The following is an 18636-nucleotide window of genomic DNA, read 5'->3' as shown; positions in this document are numbered from 1 at the left end:
TTTTGGATTACTCGATTAGCCATTTTAATCGGTTCTCATTTTCCAGAAGAAAAGTCTGTTTTATGGCAGCAATTCTTCTCGGAAGTTTTCATGGTCAGCAAAGCAGCGCCACCGAACTAAAGAATTATGTTAATAACATGCAGCAGGTTGTTATTCGTGGTAAAATTACCGACATGCAGCATAATAGCCTTGAAGGAGTTAGTATCTATTATGAAGGAAGCAGAAATGCTACCAAAAGCGATGCTAATGGAAATTTTCAGATTGAGGTCAATACTAAGGCCACCGGTGCTTTGCGTTTTACTTTAATAGGCTTTAAGGAGACACGGCTCAGCTTGAATGGCCAAGAAGTTTACACCGTTCAACTGGAACCGGAGACTAAAGTCCTCGACGAGATTGTGACGGTAGGTTATGCAAGGGAAAAGAAAATCAATCTGACCGGAGCGGTAGCATCTGTAGATGCGAAAGTCCTGGAAGATCGTCCATTGACCAATCTGGGGCGCGGTCTTCAGGGCGCTATCGGAAACCTTACCGTCGGTGTGGGCAATGGTGCTCCCGGCAATGGTAGTAGCTTTAATGTCCGTGGATTGACTTCCGTAAACGGCGGTGGTCCTTTAATACTGGTGGACGGTGCACAGGTCAATCCAAATATGATTAACCCGGCGGATGTCGAAAGTGTAACGGTACTTAAGGACGCCGCATCTGCTTCCATCTATGGTACGCAGGCTGCTTATGGGGTGATTTTGATCACAACGAAAAAAGGAAAAGATGGACCTGCAAAAGTTTCGGTCCAATCGAACGTGTCCGTTAACAGCCCACTTCGTGTTCCGCAATATGTAAATTCCTGGGAATTTGTCAACTTCCACAACGAGACCAATAAAAATTCTGGGGGGGGCGACTATTACGATCAAAACTATATGGATCACGTGTATGCCTACTTTACAGACCCAAGGCATAATCTACCAGTCTTTCTTGATCCCGGTAATCCCAATAAATACCTTTATGCTGGTAATACAGATTGGATTGCGGAGACACGAAAGAAAACTGCGCTGATGCAAAACCATAGCGTATCGCTGAGTGGAAAATCGGATAAGGTAAATTATTACGGTTCTGCAGGAGTACTGGATCAGGGCGGTTTTCTAAAACATTATGATGATCGGTACCAACGCTATAATCTCAATCTCAACCTAAGCGCGCAGCTAAACAATTGGCTTGAAGTCCGTCTGAAAACCAAATATAATCATGCTTTTCGAAATACCCCCTACGGGATGAATTCCTTTGGACTAGACGAAGGCTTTTATGGGGCAGATTTGCGGCCATTGATGCCCGTTTACCACCCGGATGGAACGTTTTCAGGACAAGGCAGCTGGACAAACATGGTCGCGCTTCAGGAAGTCTCCGGTACGCGTAAGCATAAGGAAAATGATGTCTGGGCTGGCGGTGGATTTACATTGACACCCTTGAAAAATTGGACGGTTAATATGGACTACAATTTCAATATGTATTCCATTAACAAAAAGTATCATGGCAAGGAAATCCTGGAATCGACCGCAAATCCGGATATCGTCACTGTCTATCCGCATACCACGCCCAGTCGGGTTCAATATACCAATGACGATAACTATTATCAAAATGTGCGCGCCTTTACAGATTATGCACTCAAGCTGGACAAACATCAGTTCAAATTTTTGGCAGGTTACGACTATGAAAAGAAAACTTACCGCTGGTTTAATGCGGAGCGTCTCAATCTGATCAGCAACGATCTGGCTTCGCTCGGACAGGCCATCGGTGAGAAATATAACAACAGTGGTGAAAGAGCCAATGCGACAATGGGATATTTTGGCCGGATCAACTACAACTACGACGACCGCTACCTGGTTGAATTAAATGGCCGATACGACGGTTCATCACGCTTTCCAACCAATAAGCGTTTTGTGTTTTTCCCATCCATATCCGGTGGCTGGCGTATTTCCAATGAAGCGTTTTTCAAGGGATTGAAAGCTACTGTGAATGAATTGAAAATCAGAGCTTCCTATGGTGACCTAGGCTCACAAAGTCAAGGTGGCGATTATCCGTATATACCTGTTATGTCTACCAATGGTGAAATGGGTTATATCGTTGATGGTAAACGGATAACGAGCGTGAATCCACCCGATCTGGTCAGTCCAAACCTCACTTGGGAAACCATCAGACAGTTTAACTTTGGATTGGACTTGGCAATCCTTAACAATCGTTTAACCGGTAGCTTTGACTGGTACCGCCGCAATACCCTTGATATGATTACGAGTGGTACGCCTGTTCCGGCTATCCTTGGTACCGGCGTGCCCCAATCGAATGCCGCAGATCTAAAGACGATCGGCTGGGAACTATCTTTAGGCTGGCGGGATCGGAAAGGAGATTTTTCCTATGGTCTGAGTGCTATCTTATCGGATAATAAGGGTACGATTACACGATACAATAATCCACAAGGAAGCATTTGGTCACATTATCCTGGCAAGGTTTGGGGTGAGATCTGGGGCTACGAAACCGAAGGACTTTTCCAGAGCGAAGCAGAGATCAAAGCACATGCCGATCAATCGAAGGTGTACGGCGGGACATGGCATCCGGGAGATGTCAAATATAAAGACTTGAATGGCGATGGTGAGATCTCAGAAGGCAAAGGCACACTGGCGGACCATGGTGACCTAAAAATAATCGGCTATAATGAGCCTCGTTATGCTTTTGGCTTTCGTGGTGACATGGCCTGGAAAAATTTTGATTTTGATTTCTTTTTTCAAGGTATTGGAAAGCGAGATGTTATGCCTGGGGGAAATCAATTTTGGGGTTTTACAAGCGAATGGAGTGTGCCATTTAAACACGCGTTGGACGCCTGGCGCGAAGACAATACCGATGCATACTTTCCCCGGTCAAGCTATGATAATGCCAATGGTAATAGAAAAACACAGACCCGCTATCTTCAAAACGCAGCCTATCTCAGGCTTAAAACGCTCAGTATAGGGTATTCGCTACCCAAACAACTGCTGGCCAAAGCCAAAATTGAACGGGTGAGAGTTTATGTTACGGCCGAAAACTTGTTTACGGTGACCAGTCTATTGAATATATATGATCCCGAACTGGTCGACTTTGGCAAACCACCCTTATTTAAATCTTTCTCATTCGGTATTAACTTAACCTTGTAAATCGAAAAATCATGAAATTCAATAATTTGATACTTTATTTTTCCATCATTTTTCTGATGGGTTCATGTAAGAATGAACTGGAGTTATATCCTGAGGATGCACTTTCAGACCCTTCGTTCTGGAAAACTGATCAGGATCTGGAACTGTATGCTTCCAGATTTTACACCAATCTGCCGGGAGCTATGGGCCCAGGGGCAGACAACCAGTCCGACTGGTATGTGAGCAACTCACCAAATGGTTATCTCTTTGGTACTACTGTAGTACCGACCTCAGGTGGCGGTTGGTCCAATGGCGATTGGTACAACATCAGGGCCTGCAATTATTTTTTGAGGAATTACAATAGAGCCAAGGGCAATCAGGCGAAGATCAACAAAAGTGTCGCCATGGTGCGATTTTTCCGCGCATGGGAATATTTCGGCAAGCTTAAAAATTTCGGGGAGCTGCCCTGGGTGAATACGGACTTGCAGATAGATGCAGAACAACTCTTTTCGGCGCGAGACTCGCGTCAGGTGATTGCCGATTCCATCGTTGCAGACCTGGATTTTGCTATTGCTAATCTACCTGCTGCCAAAGAGGTTAAGTCGGGCGAACTGCATAAGTATGCTGCCCTGGCATTTAAGTCACGCGTTTGCTTATACGAAGGAACCTATCGTAAATACCGGAATATAGCAGGCTGGGAGCAGCTTTTGCAAAAGTCTGCCGCTGCATCACAACAGATCATCGATTCCAAAAATTATGCAATATGGAATAATGGACAGCCTGCGACCGATTATACCAATCTTTTTTTGCAGGAAGACCTGAGCAAAAATGCCGAGTGTATTATGCCAAGAATTTATGTGCCCGAACTTTTGATGCACAACAATACACGCCAGCTGGAGGAGAGTTTCACAGGCTTGAGTAAGAGCGCAGTGGAATCTTACCTATGTAAAGATGGATTCCCGATCGCTTTAAGTCCGCAATATAAAGGTGATCAGCTACCCGTTACAGAACTGGAAAATCGAGACCCAAGATTGTTACAGACCATTGATAATCCGAAACTACCTTTTAAAAACCTCGAGAACGGTACCATACAATACCGGAAATTACCCATGATCGATCCGCAATATTGTACCACAGGGTATTATGTGATGAAATACCACTCACCAGATCCTGCGCAGTGGAATTTGGGGCTGTCCACATTGGATGTTTTTATTTTTCGCTATGCGGAGGTTCTCCTCAATCATGCTGAGGCCAAAGCCGAACTTGGTCAATGCACACAGGCTGTCTTGGATCAGACCATAAATCCGATTCGGGATCGGGTAGCTCTGGCCCATCTGAATGAAAATGTGGGTTTTCAGGATCCAAACTGGCCCGTTTACGGCTATGGTTTAGGAGCTCTACTTCAAGAGATCAGAAGAGAGCGTGCGGTAGAATTGGTCGGAGAAGGGTTCCGTTGGGATGACTTGGTGCGTTGGAAAGCAGGTAAACTTATTGAGAGTCCGAAAACAGTGTTGGGGATCCGAGTGACAGATGCGCTGAAAAGTCAATACGCAAGTTTTAATAAAGAACTTGATGCCAATGGCCTGATAAAAGTATATCCCCAATTGGCGCAACGGAAGTGGAACGACAAGATGTATTTAAGGCCACTGCCAATTGACCAGTTGACATTAAACGATAAACTAAAACAAAATCCCGGTTGGTAAAATTAAAATAACAGCAATGAAAACGATTATCTTATTCGCATGTCTGTCTTTTCTTCTTTTTTCCTGCAAAAAGGAGGAAAATAAGGGAAATGAAGTCTATATTACAGGAGCAGCAAATCCCGTTGATCTTAAAATAATTCTTAACGAGAATCCCGTAATAGCCTATTTCACGCTATCTATGGTAAGTCCATATCCCATTCCTGCAGAAAGTGGAATAAACAATGACGTTCAGGTAGACCTGAGTATCGACGAGGCAGCAGTCCAAGATTACAATGCAAAAAATGGAAAAAATTATAAACTCTTGCCGAGCAGCAGTTATCAATTGCCCAGCAAGGTGATGATCCCGGCCAATAAATATGTGTCCGATAAAATTCCACTTCGTATTACTGGGCTGGGCAAGATGCAACCCTTTGAAACCTATCTTCTGCCTGTTCATATTGCCGGTGTAACAGGTAGTGTAAAGGATAACAGCCATCAAACGCTGGTCTATGTTGTGACCGGCTCTCTGGATGCGCAGGCGATGCCATTATTATCAAGGGCTAAATGGACTGTAAAGGCGGTCTCATCGGAGGAACTTCATGGTGAAGGCGCAAACAACGGGCATGCTACTCACGCCCTGGATGGCGATCGAGGTACCTTTTGGCATACGCAATGGCAGGGTAACGAACCTCGCCCCCCGCATTTTATTACGCTCGATTTGGGAGAAAAGACCACGATCAAGGGCTTTTCTTATGTGACTCGGGATTTTGGCGCCAGCTGGCCTAAAGTAATGGAGATTGAGGTCAGTGACGATAATATCAGCTGGTCCAAAGCAGCCGTCTTCGATAATTTGCCAGCGAAGGGTGCGACCGAGTTCCGCTCTTTTTTTGCCAAGGAACAGCAGGCTAGGTACGTTAAAGTCAATATAAAAGAAGTGTATGGTGGCACCTCCACACACGTCGCAGAAATTAATCTTTTTTAAATTTAGTTACAATCGTTTATGAAGAAGCTATTAGGTAGTATGTTACTCGGATTGCAGTTGTGCAATTCAGCCGTGCAGGCACAAGAAATCAAACCCCATGGATTAACACCCAACAAGAGACAGGTCGACTGGTACAATCAGGAGATTATCGTATTTTTCCATTTCGGTCTCAACACCTTTGAGGAGTTTGTCAATGAAGGTGATGGTAAAGCAAGTACCGCATTATTTAATCCGACAGCACTGGACTGCGGGCAGTGGGCCAGTACATTGAAAGCAGCCGGAATCACCAATGGTATATTAACAGCAAAGCACGCCGACGGTTTCTGCCTATGGCCAAGTGCTTATACCGACTATAGTCTTAAAAATAGTCCCTGGAAAAATGGAAAGGGAGATGTGATACGAGAATTCACGGAAGCATTCAGCCGCCAGGGACTTAAATCCAGTATCTACCTCGGGCCACATGACAGGCACGAACATCTTCATCCCGAATATTCGATTGAAAAATATAAACAGTATTATGCCAATCAATTGGGCGAACTTATGGGCAATTACGGACCCATTTGGGAGACATGGTGGGATGGTGCGGGGGCTGATGAACTTACTACCCCGGTCTATAGCCATTGGGCGGCGACAGTAAGAAAGTTGCAGCCAAACTGTGTGATCTTTGGTACAAAAAACTCCTACCGTTTTGCTGATGTGAGGTGGGTAGGCAATGAATCGGGAAATGCCGGTGACCCATGCTGGTCTACCATCGATTCGCTCAGCATCCGCGATGAGTCCGCACATATTAAGCAGTTAAACGAGGGACAGCTCGGCGGAGATGCTTACATACCTGCCGAAACGGATGTATCCATCCGTCCGAGCTGGTTCTACCATCAGGAAGAAGATAAGCTGGTCAAGACGACCAAAGAACTTTGGGATATTTATTGCAGTTCCGTGGGTAGGAACAGCGTACTGTTGCTCAATCTTCCGCCCGACCGTAGGGGACAGCTTTCCCCGATTGACTCGACCAACATTGTGCGTTTGAGACAAGGAGTGGATGAGACATTTGCACATAACCTTTTAGCCGGGGCAAACATAAAAGCAAAAAATCCACGCAGTGAAAAATATACAGCTCAGCATCTGACAGATGGATCAAAAGAGACATTTTATGCTTCCAATGAGGGAAGTACAACCGACGAAATCACATTTCAAATGGGGGAGAAGAAAGCGTTTGATTGCTTGATGATCCAGGAAGTCATCGAGCTAGGCCATCGTACGACCGGTTGGGAAGTGGATTACTCCCAAGATGGAAAACGTTGGAATACCATCAAAGAAACCAAGGGAAAGCAATCGATCGGCCATAAATGGATCGTCCGTTTTTCGCCTGTTGAGGCCAAGTACGTTCGCCTGCGCATTACGAAAGGCGTAGCTCCTGCCGCTCTCCATACCTTCGGTGTCTACAAACAGTCGCAAATATTTAAATAGGTGTTATATTCGCAAGCATAGGGTCTACCGATCATTGGACTATTCTCATGATCGGGCCCTGTCTTGTTCATGCTAATTGAACAGTAATGACATTCCATCAGATACAAAAAATCATCTTTCTTTTTCTATGCACGCACTATCTTGCGATAAGCTATGGGCAACAATTGGATACAAGTAAGTATTATAAAATAATCAGTCCCCTTGGTTTGGCTTGGGACAATAAGCAAAGTGCCGAGAATAATAGCCCAATTTACCTCAACACACCCAAGGACAAAGATGAAGGACAGATCTGGAAGATCAGTCTGACGGACAATGGACTGTATACCATCACCAACCCTTTTGTAGGGAAAGCCATCGATAATAATGGGAGCAGCGATGAAACAAAAGCTGAGCTTATCCAATGGGATTACAATGGGAGTAACCTCAATCAACAATGGCGTTTTCAGGTAACAGGAACAGGTGGCGTGGTTATTTCGCATCCGGCAACAAAAATGGAAATTGCCGTACGTACTAAGGATACCGATGGCTCAAAGATAGGGCAACGCAAAAATGCGTATCAGGTCTGGAAGCTGGTCGCTGTTGAAACGGTGGTGCCGCAGAAAATTGTACGTGAGAAAAGCATGCTGGAATGGGAAAATGAACAGTTGTTTGCCGTCAACAAGGAAGAAGGACACGTCACATTTTATCCTTTTCCTTCGATCGGAAAACTGAAAGAAGATCCCTATTTTGAGTTTCCGTGGATTTTTCCTAAAAGCTCACGGGTACAAAGTCTAAATGGCAAGTGGAAGTTCAATTGGGTGAAAGAACCGAACCTGAGACCCATGAATTTCTACAAAGAAGGTTTTTCGACAGCAGCGTGGCAGGAAATCACCGTACCTTCCAATTGGGAGATGGAGGGATATGGCACCCCGATTTATACCAATATCACCTATCCATTTAAAAACGAACCTCCATTTATTCTGCCGCAAAAAGGCTATACCAATGAGCAGGAGATCAACCCGGTGGGGTCTTATAAACGGCAGTTTACCTTGGATGAAAACTGGGAAGGAAAGCGAATTTATGTTCATTTTGACGGCGTATATAGTGGTATGTATGTTTGGGTTAATGGGCATAAGGTGGGCTATAGCGAGGGAGCAAATAATGATGCGGAGTTTGAGATCAGCAAGTATGTCCGTAAAGGCACCAATACGATAGCCGTGCAGGTTTTTCGTTGGACCGATGCCAGTTATATTGAGGATCAAGATATGTTTCGGCTCAGCGGTATACACCGGGATGTCTATTTGGTCGCCAGACCGCAGGAACATATCCGTGATTGGCGGCTTTCTTCAAGGTTTTTAACGACAGATCTCAGCCGCGTCGAACTCAGTAGTCAAGCCATCTTTGCCCGCGATTCGTCCATTGCCCCAGCTGACCAGCAGCTTGTTCTCACGATGTTGGATGCGTCAGGTAAACTTGTTGCACGTGCCCAGGCAGGCCCTAAGGGCGATGCAGATAGCAAAGTCCTAGTTGTCGACAATCCCCACCTGTGGTCGGCGGAAGATCCCTATCTGTATACCTTGCTGTTAAGTACCCTGGATGCCAAAGGCAATGAGCAGGAAGTCCTCATGCAGAAATATGGTTTTAGGTCGATACAGATTGCGGGCGGACGTGTTCTTATTAATGGGAAAAAAGTATTCTTTAAAGGTGTCAATCGTCATGATATCCATCCCAGGTTTGGCAAAGCTGTGCCTGTCGAAACCATGTTGCAAGATGTCAGGATGATGAAGCAGAACAATATCAATACCATACGTACCAGTCATTATCCCAATAGTTCCAAAATGTATGCGATGTACGATTATTTTGGTTTGTACGTGATGGATGAAGCAGATCTGGAGAATCACGGTAACCATGGTATTGCGAACAATCCTGATTGGATTCCAGCATTCAATGATAGAATAAGACGCATGATACAACGCGATCGTAATCACCCTGCTGTTATTTTTTGGTCGCTGGGCAATGAAGGTAGTGATGGCGGAAACTTTCGTGCGGCAGCCAAAGTTGCTCGGGAACTTGATCCCGGACGTGTGATCCACTATGAGGGTAAAAACGAAATTGCGGATATTGATTCCCACATGTACCCGTCGCTCGAACGTATGGAGCAGTTTGATAAAGAAGGCGATCCACAGAAACCCTACTTTCTATGCGAATTCGCACATGCTATGGGCAATGCTGTAGGAAATTTGAAAGAATATTGGGATTACATCGAAAATAATTCCCAACGTCTGATCGGGGGCTGTATTTGGGATTGGGTAGATCAAGGACTGAACAAACCGGGCAGACCGGCCGATGAATATTACTATGGCGGTGACTTTGGAGATAAGCCAAACGATGGCGATTTTTCCAATAATGGTTTGACCACACCCGATCGGCGTGTAACGGCCAAATTATTGGAAGTTAAAAAGATCTACCAAAACGTAGCTATTAAGGGAATAGCCCCTGAGCAAGGTGCCTTCAGTATCCATAATAAATATAATTTTACCAATTTGAATGCTTTTCATTTAATCTGGCAACTGCTGGAGGAGGGAAAAGTGATTGCATCAGGCCAGGTTCCAGCACTCAACCTCAAGCCAGGTGATTCTGCGAAGATAACCTTGCCACTGGCAAAATATGTGCAGCAAGGCAAAGAATATCTGGTAAATTTCAGTCTTGAGCTGGCCACCGACAAGTCTTGGGCCACGAAAGGAGCAGTGCTTGCCACGGAGCAGATTCAATTACGGGCGCGTACTTATCCCAAGACGATTGCACTGACTGCTGTCGAACCAATTCGTTACGAAGCGCATGGCAACAATATCCATGTCATGGGGAACAGATTCCATGTTATTTTTAGCTCGGAGCGTGGTACAATGACCTCATTTCAATACGATGGTGTCGAAATGATTGAAGATCAACAAGGGCCTGCGCTCAATTGGTACCGTGCGATCAATAATGATAAATATACAGATCTCAATTATTATACAACCGAGTGGGAGAAAACGAAGTTTAGCTTTGCTTTTGATTCAGCAAAGCGTTCTATCCGTTTTGAATTGGGTAATAAATTTACTGTTCGGGCAGAGTCCACGTTTGATATTTCTACTGTAACAAGGTATACCCTCTACGGTAATGGTGTATTGGATATCGAAACCCAATTTTCTAAACCTATAGATGAGCAGCTTATTCGGCGACTTGGTTTGCGTATGCAGTTAACACCGAGCCTGAACCGTGCAAACTGGTATGGAAGAGGGCCATTTGAGAATTATCGTGACCGAAAAGACGCTTCGTTTATAGGTCTTTATCATGCCGATGTCGATGATTTTCTTGCCGAACATTATGTACGTAGCCAGAGCACTGGCAACCGCGAGGATCTTCGATGGCTGGAAGTTCATGACGGAGCTGGACACGGCTTTCGAGTCAAAAGTTTTGGGGATTTATCGTTTTCGCTTTTGCCTTTTACTGACCAGCAACTTTGGGAGTCGAAGCATGATTTTAGGTTAAAAGAGATCCGGCAAAACAAAGTCTACTTGAGCTTGGATTGTTTTCAGCAGGGATTAGGCAATGCGAGCTGTGGTCCTTTGCCTCTGGAGAGATATCGACTACCCAATAGCGCAACTTTAGGTTTTTCGTTTAGAATTGAACCTCTTAAATTGCCTTAAAATTGGCGTGGAAAAGCAATGGCTGAGATTGGGCATTGGCTACGCTCAGCTTTTATGAGAATACTTAAAACCCTCTCCTTTGAATAATATGCCAACAGGAGAGGGTTTTAAGTGTAAGGTTTTAATCCCTCTATTTTGGTTGATTGAACATATAACGCGCTATTTTCCACGCGCCATTTTCCCGTTTCATTAAGAAAAACTCGCGACTAATTTCTTCTGTTTTTTGTCCCGTGGCGTGGATCAGCTGCGTGCCATGTGATTGTGTGCGAACAAACGCAATATCGCCCGCCACGGTAATTTCTTCGATATCAAATTTTACATGGAGTTGTATAGCGCCCTTTTCTTCTTTATTGCTTTGCCAAATAAAAAGTTTTTTTAAAATGCCTTAATGCGCCACAAATTTTGATAAGGTCTCTGCGTAAATTAGCAATAAATAAATTTTAAAGATGAAAACATTAATTTGGAAGGGCATTATCTACAATTCCCTCGAATATTTTAAACTGACACAACAGGGAGGCTTTTTTATGGTCGATTCCAACATTATTGGGTATTATGAAGATAAAATCTATACCCTCGAATATCATTTGAAGATTGACGAGCATTGGAATGTTCAACGTCTTGATTTGGAATATGAAGTGAATGGCGTTAATAAAAGAATAAAAGGAAATAAAGTTAAAAATGACTGGGAAATAAATGGATCGATTAAAAACGATTTTCAGGGTATTGATTATATTGATATCTCCCTCACACCATTTACCAATACACTTCCGATCAATAATTTGAATCTCGAAGTCGGTGAGAGTACGGATATCAAAGTGCTCTATTTTGATATTCTAAACGACGGCATAAAACCAGTTCATCAGAACTATTCGAAAACGAACATGTTAACCTTTCAATACAAGAATGTTCCGAAAGATTTTGAGGCCGACCTTGAAGTAGATCATTTGGGTTTAGTGGTCGATTATCCGGGATTATTTACCAAGACAGCCGAAATTTAGCAAGCATCTTCCGGAGCTCCGAAGAACTTCCATTTATGGTCCCGGCGTTTGCACTCCAAGGAAAAGGTGAAATCGTGATGAAGTTTCTAAAAACAATATTCCTTTTAGTGCTGTCTTAGTTATATAACATAAACAGAGCACAATGAATTTTGATATGATTAAGTGTGAAGACCTCGGCCAGGCCATACATATACCAAACACGACGGACGACCATCACGAAGAAACTTGGTTTGTGAAATTTGGCGAGGAAATAATAGGTGTTGGACTTTTTCCAAAACAAAGCTCGAGCTGCGTTTTGGCAATCGTTGGCGATAGCTATGACGACAAGAAAATACTTGGCGATATTGATGCACATGATAAAGTGATCATTGAAGGATTGAATATCGCTTTTGAAGGCTACTTAAGATCCATCCGCGGTGATGTAGTCATCGGCGAAAAGAAAGTAGATGATTTCTCGCACAATAATCAAAAGTTGGATTAATACCCTATAAAAAAACTGCTCAACTGTTGAGGCAGTTTTTATTAACCTTTATACGTTTTTTAGTAGCTTCTAAGAGCTCTTTTATCTCTAACTGAATAATCTACATTTTGCCTCGAAAGCTGCGACATAGGTAATGATATTCAATGTGGTGGAACTGCATAGGCTCAACGATGTAAATAAAGTCTATTAAAATAGTAGTCTTTATGAAAAATATTTTTATATTAGCATCGTTTGTTTCAATTGGCGTTGGCAACGATAAAATCTAAACCATTAATAAAACGTATGAAAAATTTACATCAAACCCGATTTTCTTCTCTTCGAGCACGATTTGATTGTGTTAATCTCTATTGTATTTCCCACCGAATGCGTACCTAAAACGACAAAGGGAAGTTTACACCTCCCTTTGATTTAATAAGCAAATATCAAGTTCAATTGGCGTTGGCACTTGCAGTATTCACTATCAAACACCCAAAACTATGAAATATCGTAGAGTATTTTCGTACTCGCTTTCTATTTTTTTTATCTGGGCCTCTATCGCAGCAGTATGGGCACAAGAAACAAAACCGATTATCAATGCTTCTCTTTCGGGAACGGTAATTGATGCCACGACAAAAGAACCTATAGAAGGTGCTACCGTTCAGCTGGAAGCAGTAACACATAACGTGAAAACCGATCGAAAAGGAAAATTTTCCTTTGTAACAGGACAAAAATTGCCTTTTAAGCTAACCGTTACTTCGGTTGGGTATACAACTCAAAACCTTGTCATTGAAATGTCTCCGGCAATTATCGAATTAAATAGATCTACTGAAAGTCTGGATGAAGTCGTCGTTGTTGGGTATACAACTATAGCGAAAAAAAATCTTATTGGTGCCGTGGATCGGGTATCTCAACAAGCTGTAAAAGACATCCCAACAGGTAGTTTTGATGCACAGCTCCAAGGAAAGGTGGCTGGCATGCAGGTTGCGGCCAGTTCCGGAATACCAGGAGATGCATTGCACGTCCGTTTGCGGGGAGCAACCTCTATCAATGCAGACAATAATCCTTTGTATGTCATCGATGGTGTGTTTCTAAATTCAGAGAGCCTGCAAACGATCAATACAGGCGGGAAGGCAACGTCTCCTATTGCAGATCTGAGCCCTTCGGACATCGAACATGTTGAAGTGCTGAAAGACGCTGAAGCAACCGCTCTTTATGGATCACGGGGTGCTAACGGGGTGATTTTGATTACAACCAAACGGGGGAAAAATGCACAATCGGCAAAGATTGATATCAACCTTTACGCAGGAAAGGCAAAAGCCGCTAAACTATGGGAATTGACCTCGGGGCCCGAACACGCTGAACTGGTAAACGAGTATTTTAAAAATATTGGTCAGGCGCAACCATTTAGGCCTATTGCAGACGGGGGGAGAGGATTACCTGCTGAACAACAGACGTACGATAGGCTTTCGGAAGCTTTTCGGACAGCAGGAGTATATAATGCAGATCTATCTGTCTATGGTGGTAGTGATAATACCGCTTACTATTTGAGCGCTGGGTATAACAAACAGGAATCCATCTTGAAACCAATATCGTTTGATCGGGCTAATTTTCGCTTTAACATAGACCAGAAAATAAACAATAAACTTAAAATAGGATCGAGTAATGGTATCTCGAGGACGGGACGCAACCAAGGTCGTGCGGGGGATGGTCCTCAAGGAGGTATTTTACAGGCAGCTTTACATACGCCGACCTATCTATCGCCCTACAATGACCAAGGTGTTCTGGTGGGTAGAGCCGGATTTGACAATCTAACATTGTTATTGGATAATTATGATGTGGGATCAACAAGTTTGCGCTATATCGGAAATGTTTATGGTGAGTATCAGATTACACCAGCATTGAAGTTTCGTTCGACATTTAGTGTGGATTATAACAATTACAATGAACACGAGTACTGGAATAAATTGCTGATTGCTGGAAGTGGTGTAAATGGATTGGCCACTTCTGCAATTTCACAAGCAACAACCTGGATCAATGAACAAACATTGACCTACCGGAAAAGATTAGGCTCCCGCCATACCATTGGCGCATTGTTGGGAAATACCTTACAGGGTAGTTATTTTTCGCTCACCTCTGCAGAAGGTCGGGGCTTTGCAACAAATGACTTTAAACTAATCAATACCGCTGCTACAACAACAGGCAACCAAGACTGGGATCAATATAAGCTGGCATCCTTTTTTGGAAGGGTAGATTATGCCTTTGATGACAAATATTTAGTGGATCTCTCCTTACGTGCAGATGGGTCTTCAAAGTTTAATAAAGGATATCAATGGGGTTATTTTCCGGCAATCGGTGCTGCTTGGCGCTTAAGTAAAGAAAGCTTTTTACAAGATGTTGCTTTCTTAGATGACCTGAAGCTAAAAACCAGTTATGGTCTCACAGGAAATCAAAATGGCATCAATTCCTTTGCTTCAAGGCAATTGTGGTCGGGTGTGGGGTCCTCGTACCGAGGTGTTGCTGGAGTTTTTCCTCAACAATTAGCCAACCAACAGCTTAGCTGGGAGACGACATCCCAGTTTAACATCGGTCTGGATGCGGCTTTATTGAACAATAGATTAACTGCGGCACTAAACTACTATTACAAATATACCAAAGACGGATTATTGACGGAAGTTTTACCTGGGACCACAGGTTTTGGCAGTTTTACAAACAATGCTGTGGAGATCAGTAATAAGGGTTTTGAGTTGAGCGTGAGCTCGCTGAATATCCGAAACGATGTTTTTTCTTGGAGTACCTCCTTTAATATTGCCCGAAATATAAACAAGATCGAGAAATTAGCGACGCCTCAAAATTATGGTAGTAGAGATCTTATTCAATTCAGGGAAGGATATCCTATGTATTCTTTTTGGCTATACAAACAATTATATGTCGATCCACAAACAGGTGATGCGGTGTACGAAGATGTGGACGGTGATGGTCGTATAACAACTGGAGACAGGCAGATTTTGGGTAGCATCTGGCCAGATTATTTCGGGGGATTAAGTAATGATTTTTCCTATAAAAATTTTGATCTGACTACATTCTTTACATTCTCTATAGGTAACGAAATATACAATCACAATAGATTTTTTGGAGAGGCTGGCGGCGCCAGAGATGCTGCGCGGGTCATTTTTAAATCTAATCTCGACCGCTGGCAACAGCCTGGAGATATTACCGATGTTCCGCGTTCTGATGGCGTAAATAATAATAATTACAAAGATGGTGGTGGTAGATGGTTGGAAAATGGGTCCTATCTGAGATTTAGGACTTTAAGCTTAGGGTATAATTTCACCTCGAAGAGCTTAGGAAAATCGCCATTTTCAAAGTTGAGAATATATGTGCAGGCAACCAATTTATTCACGATTACGAAATACACAGGGCTTGACCCCGAATCGGCGGCGAACAGTGCAGCAAATCAACAAGGAATTGATTTGGGAACCCCGCCCCAGCCCAGAAGTTTCCAGCTAGGTGTTAATTTAACTTTATAAAGGTCATGAGAACAAAATTTATTTATATATTTTACCTCCTCTTATTTACAAACTGCTCTTCGTTCTTAGAGGTTGACCCCAAGTCCTCTATTTCAGGAGATGGTATCATCAAAGACGAAACATCCGCCAATGCGGCCATTAGTGGCGTGTATGATGCATTGAGAAGTTACTACAGTGTAAATTATCAGTCTATTGCCTATTTATCGGGCGATAATGTTCAATGGACAGGGTCACAGTCACAAATACAGGAGTTTATCAACCACAAAGTCAATCCAGAGAATGGAACAATAGCATCTACGTGGAATGGGATTTACACAACGATAAATCGTGCGAACAACGTCATTCGCGCAATTACGAATGATCAAGGCGATGGAATACCGACAGCCGTGAAGGATAAGGTTTTAGGACAAGCGTATGCCATTCGGGGATTGGCCTATTTTGATTTGGTGCGCGTCTGGGGTGGAGTTCCATTAATTAAGGAGCCAACAGACAAAGTAGGCGATAATATCGGCATCGCACGTAGTACAGTTGAACAGACGTATCAGCAAGTTCTTGATGACCTCAACTTGGCCGAAGGTCTTTTAAGCAGCACAACAGATCGATTTGCTTTTACCAAGAAAACCGTATGGGCTTTAAAGGCCCGTTACTATCTCTATCAGAAGAATTGGGAGAAAGCGAGAGATTATGCAACATTATTGATCGATGACCAATCCAATTATGAACTCATCGTTCCTTATTATGCCTTTTTTAAAAATGACGTTACCGGAACCAGAGAATCGGTATTCGAATTATTTTACAGCACCAACGAACCAAATCCGCACCGGGCTCAATGGCAACCGCAAACGAATGGAGGTACAAGGCAATGGGCTCCTAGTAACCCCCTGGTTACGTTATTGACAAATGCGAGTATAGCGGGTGCGAGGAGTGTATTAATTGCTAAGGATAACCAAAATCGTTGGTACGGTGATTTATATTACAGAAGTTCAGGTGCCGATCCGACTTATGTCATCCGAATTGCTGAGCTCTATCTTATTCGAGCTGAAGCCTATGCTGAATTAAACGACTATAATCTAGCCTTGGCAGATCTCAATAAAGTTAGAAAACGAGCTTTGCTTTCAGATAGTTCATTCACAACCAGTAAAAGCGAGCTCTTGTTGTGGATTGAGAATGAACGCCGTCTTGAATTCGCTTTTGAGGCGCATCGGTGGTTTGATTTGGTTCGGACAGGTCGAGCACAGCAGGTATTGGGAATAGGCGAATCATTCCGATTGTTGTTGCCCATCCCTTATAGTCAGATTCTCGCCGATCCGGCACTGAAACAAAATCCAGGTTATTCATCCTAAATATTGACGTCAGATGGCATTATATTTTAAAAAACACAAACCGGAGAAGTATCTTCTTCGTGTGAGCATACTCTTTATCTTGTTGCTCAGTCTGCCCTTGCAGCCAGAATTCTATAAAACGTTATTTACGATCAGCTGGCAATATTTTATTGCGGACGTATTCAAGTTAGTGACATTTTTGCCGCACTATTTCGGTGAACAGAATAGTATACAAGATTGGATATTGATCTTGATTATTGCATTAGTAGGAGCTGTTATTTGGCTGAAAAGAGACAATACCGACAATGATGTTAGGGAGCAGTTATACTATTATTATCTAAGAATATTTGTGCGCTTTAAGCTAGCTGCTATATTGTTTGTAGCCGGCTTTCTCAAACTGTTTCCCATATTTGTTCCTGAGCTATCCTTGAGTCATTTAAACACAGCATATGGTTATTTTGCGGATTGGAAGCACCTGCTGTTAAGTTTATCGGCAGCTCCAGCATATCTGGTTTTTTTGGGTATTGTTGAACTTGTTGCCGCGACACTTTTGCTTTTTCGGAAAACAGCTTTTCTGTCTGTCATTTTTGTTATACCCTTCTATGGAAATGCATTTTTGGCCGATTTGGCGTATCAAGGGTCCAGCTATTTTGTTTCTATTTATATTATCTTATTGACTTTGCCCATTTTTCTGTATGATGTACAACGTTTGGGATCACTGATTGTCTCTCTTAAAGAAACATTTCCCGCCGGGTGGAAATTGGATTGGAAAACAATAAGCTGGTCAAAATGGCGGATAGCACTCAAAGTAAGCTTCGTGTTCGTGTTTGTGTTATTGGTGGCAGTAAGGTCTTATTCGGTATACCAGCATCCGGATCAATCGCTACATTATCCAAACCAAGCTGGTCTGCCAGCTATCGAAGGTAAATATCTAGTGGATACTTTTATTTTTAATGGAGATACATTGGCGTTTTCACCAACTGACAGCGTAAGGTGGAAGGACGTCGTATTTGAGCGATGGAATACAATAAGTGTACGAAAAGTAAATACAGTTTTCAAGGATATAGCCCCCGCCGCCTTTCTCAAACGGGAAGATCAGCAAAAAGATTATGAATTCACCCAGACCGGAGACCGCCTCTATTATCGGTATACGATTAGCGGCGACACGATCGCGCTTAAAAATCCAAATAATAATTATCCGAATGATACCTATCGCTTTAAAGTAGAGCGGCCAGACAGCCTCCATGTGAATTTGGTCGGAGTTAATGCACACGGAAATACGGTGAAGGTCAATCTCCGTAAGGTAGATAAAAAATACTTACTATACGAAGTAAAGAAGATCGGACGCCAAGGACTTGGATACAAATTATAAACG

At 43.1% G+C, this 18636-nt stretch carries 10 protein-coding genes; all 10 read left to right on the top strand.

The window, feature by feature from the left end:
- Nucleotides 1-62: 62 nt before the first annotated feature.
- The 10 genes from AAH582_RS18320 to AAH582_RS18275 all read left to right on the top strand — a co-directional run bounded on the left by AAH582_RS18320 (nt 63) and on the right by AAH582_RS18275 (nt 18633).
- Nucleotides 63-3176, top strand: a complete 3114-nt coding sequence (locus tag AAH582_RS18320) for a SusC/RagA family TonB-linked outer membrane protein (RefSeq protein ID WP_343319440.1) — start codon at nt 63-65, stop codon at nt 3174-3176.
- 11 nt (nt 3177-3187) lie between these two features.
- Nucleotides 3188-4858, top strand: a complete 1671-nt coding sequence (locus AAH582_RS18315; RefSeq protein WP_343319438.1) for a RagB/SusD family nutrient uptake outer membrane protein — start codon at nt 3188-3190, stop codon at nt 4856-4858.
- A 16-nt stretch (nt 4859-4874) separates the two neighbouring features.
- Nucleotides 4875-5819, top strand: coding sequence for a BT_3987 domain-containing protein (locus AAH582_RS18310; protein ID WP_343319437.1), 945 nt, complete (start codon nt 4875-4877; stop codon nt 5817-5819).
- A gap of 18 nt (nt 5820-5837) precedes the next feature.
- The gene (locus AAH582_RS18305) at nt 5838-7286 is read left to right on the top strand and encodes an alpha-L-fucosidase (RefSeq protein ID WP_343319436.1); all 1449 of its coding nucleotides are present in this window, start codon (nt 5838-5840) and stop codon (nt 7284-7286) included.
- A gap of 86 nt (nt 7287-7372) precedes the next feature.
- Nucleotides 7373-10954: a glycoside hydrolase family 2 TIM barrel-domain containing protein gene (locus AAH582_RS18300; protein WP_343319434.1), complete on the top strand. Its 3582-nt coding sequence runs from the start codon at nt 7373-7375 to the stop codon at nt 10952-10954.
- Between the two features lie 446 nt (nt 10955-11400).
- A complete protein-coding gene (locus AAH582_RS18295; protein ID WP_343319432.1) occupies nt 11401-11952 on the top strand; it encodes a putative glycolipid-binding domain-containing protein in 552 nt (183 codons plus the stop codon).
- Between the two features lie 142 nt (nt 11953-12094).
- Nucleotides 12095-12433, top strand: a complete 339-nt coding sequence (locus AAH582_RS18290) for a hypothetical protein (protein ID WP_343319429.1) — start codon at nt 12095-12097, stop codon at nt 12431-12433.
- 476 nt (nt 12434-12909) lie between these two features.
- On the top strand, nt 12910-15939 hold the full coding sequence (locus tag AAH582_RS18285) for a SusC/RagA family TonB-linked outer membrane protein (RefSeq protein WP_343319427.1): 3030 nt from the start codon (nt 12910-12912) through the stop codon (nt 15937-15939).
- A 5-nt stretch (nt 15940-15944) separates the two neighbouring features.
- Nucleotides 15945-17282 (top strand): RagB/SusD family nutrient uptake outer membrane protein, encoded by a 1338-nt coding sequence (locus AAH582_RS18280; RefSeq protein ID WP_343319425.1) that lies wholly within the window; start codon nt 15945-15947, stop codon nt 17280-17282.
- Between the two features lie 13 nt (nt 17283-17295).
- Nucleotides 17296-18633: a hypothetical protein gene (locus tag AAH582_RS18275; RefSeq protein WP_343319423.1), complete on the top strand. Its 1338-nt coding sequence runs from the start codon at nt 17296-17298 to the stop codon at nt 18631-18633.
- The last annotated feature ends 3 nt before the right edge of the window (nt 18634-18636 follow it).

Origin of the sequence: Sphingobacterium multivorum (assembly GCF_039511225.1) — a bacterium.
Taxonomy (GTDB): Bacteria; Bacteroidota; Bacteroidia; order Sphingobacteriales; family Sphingobacteriaceae; genus Sphingobacterium.
This window is presented reverse-complemented; position numbering and strand designations above follow the sequence as displayed.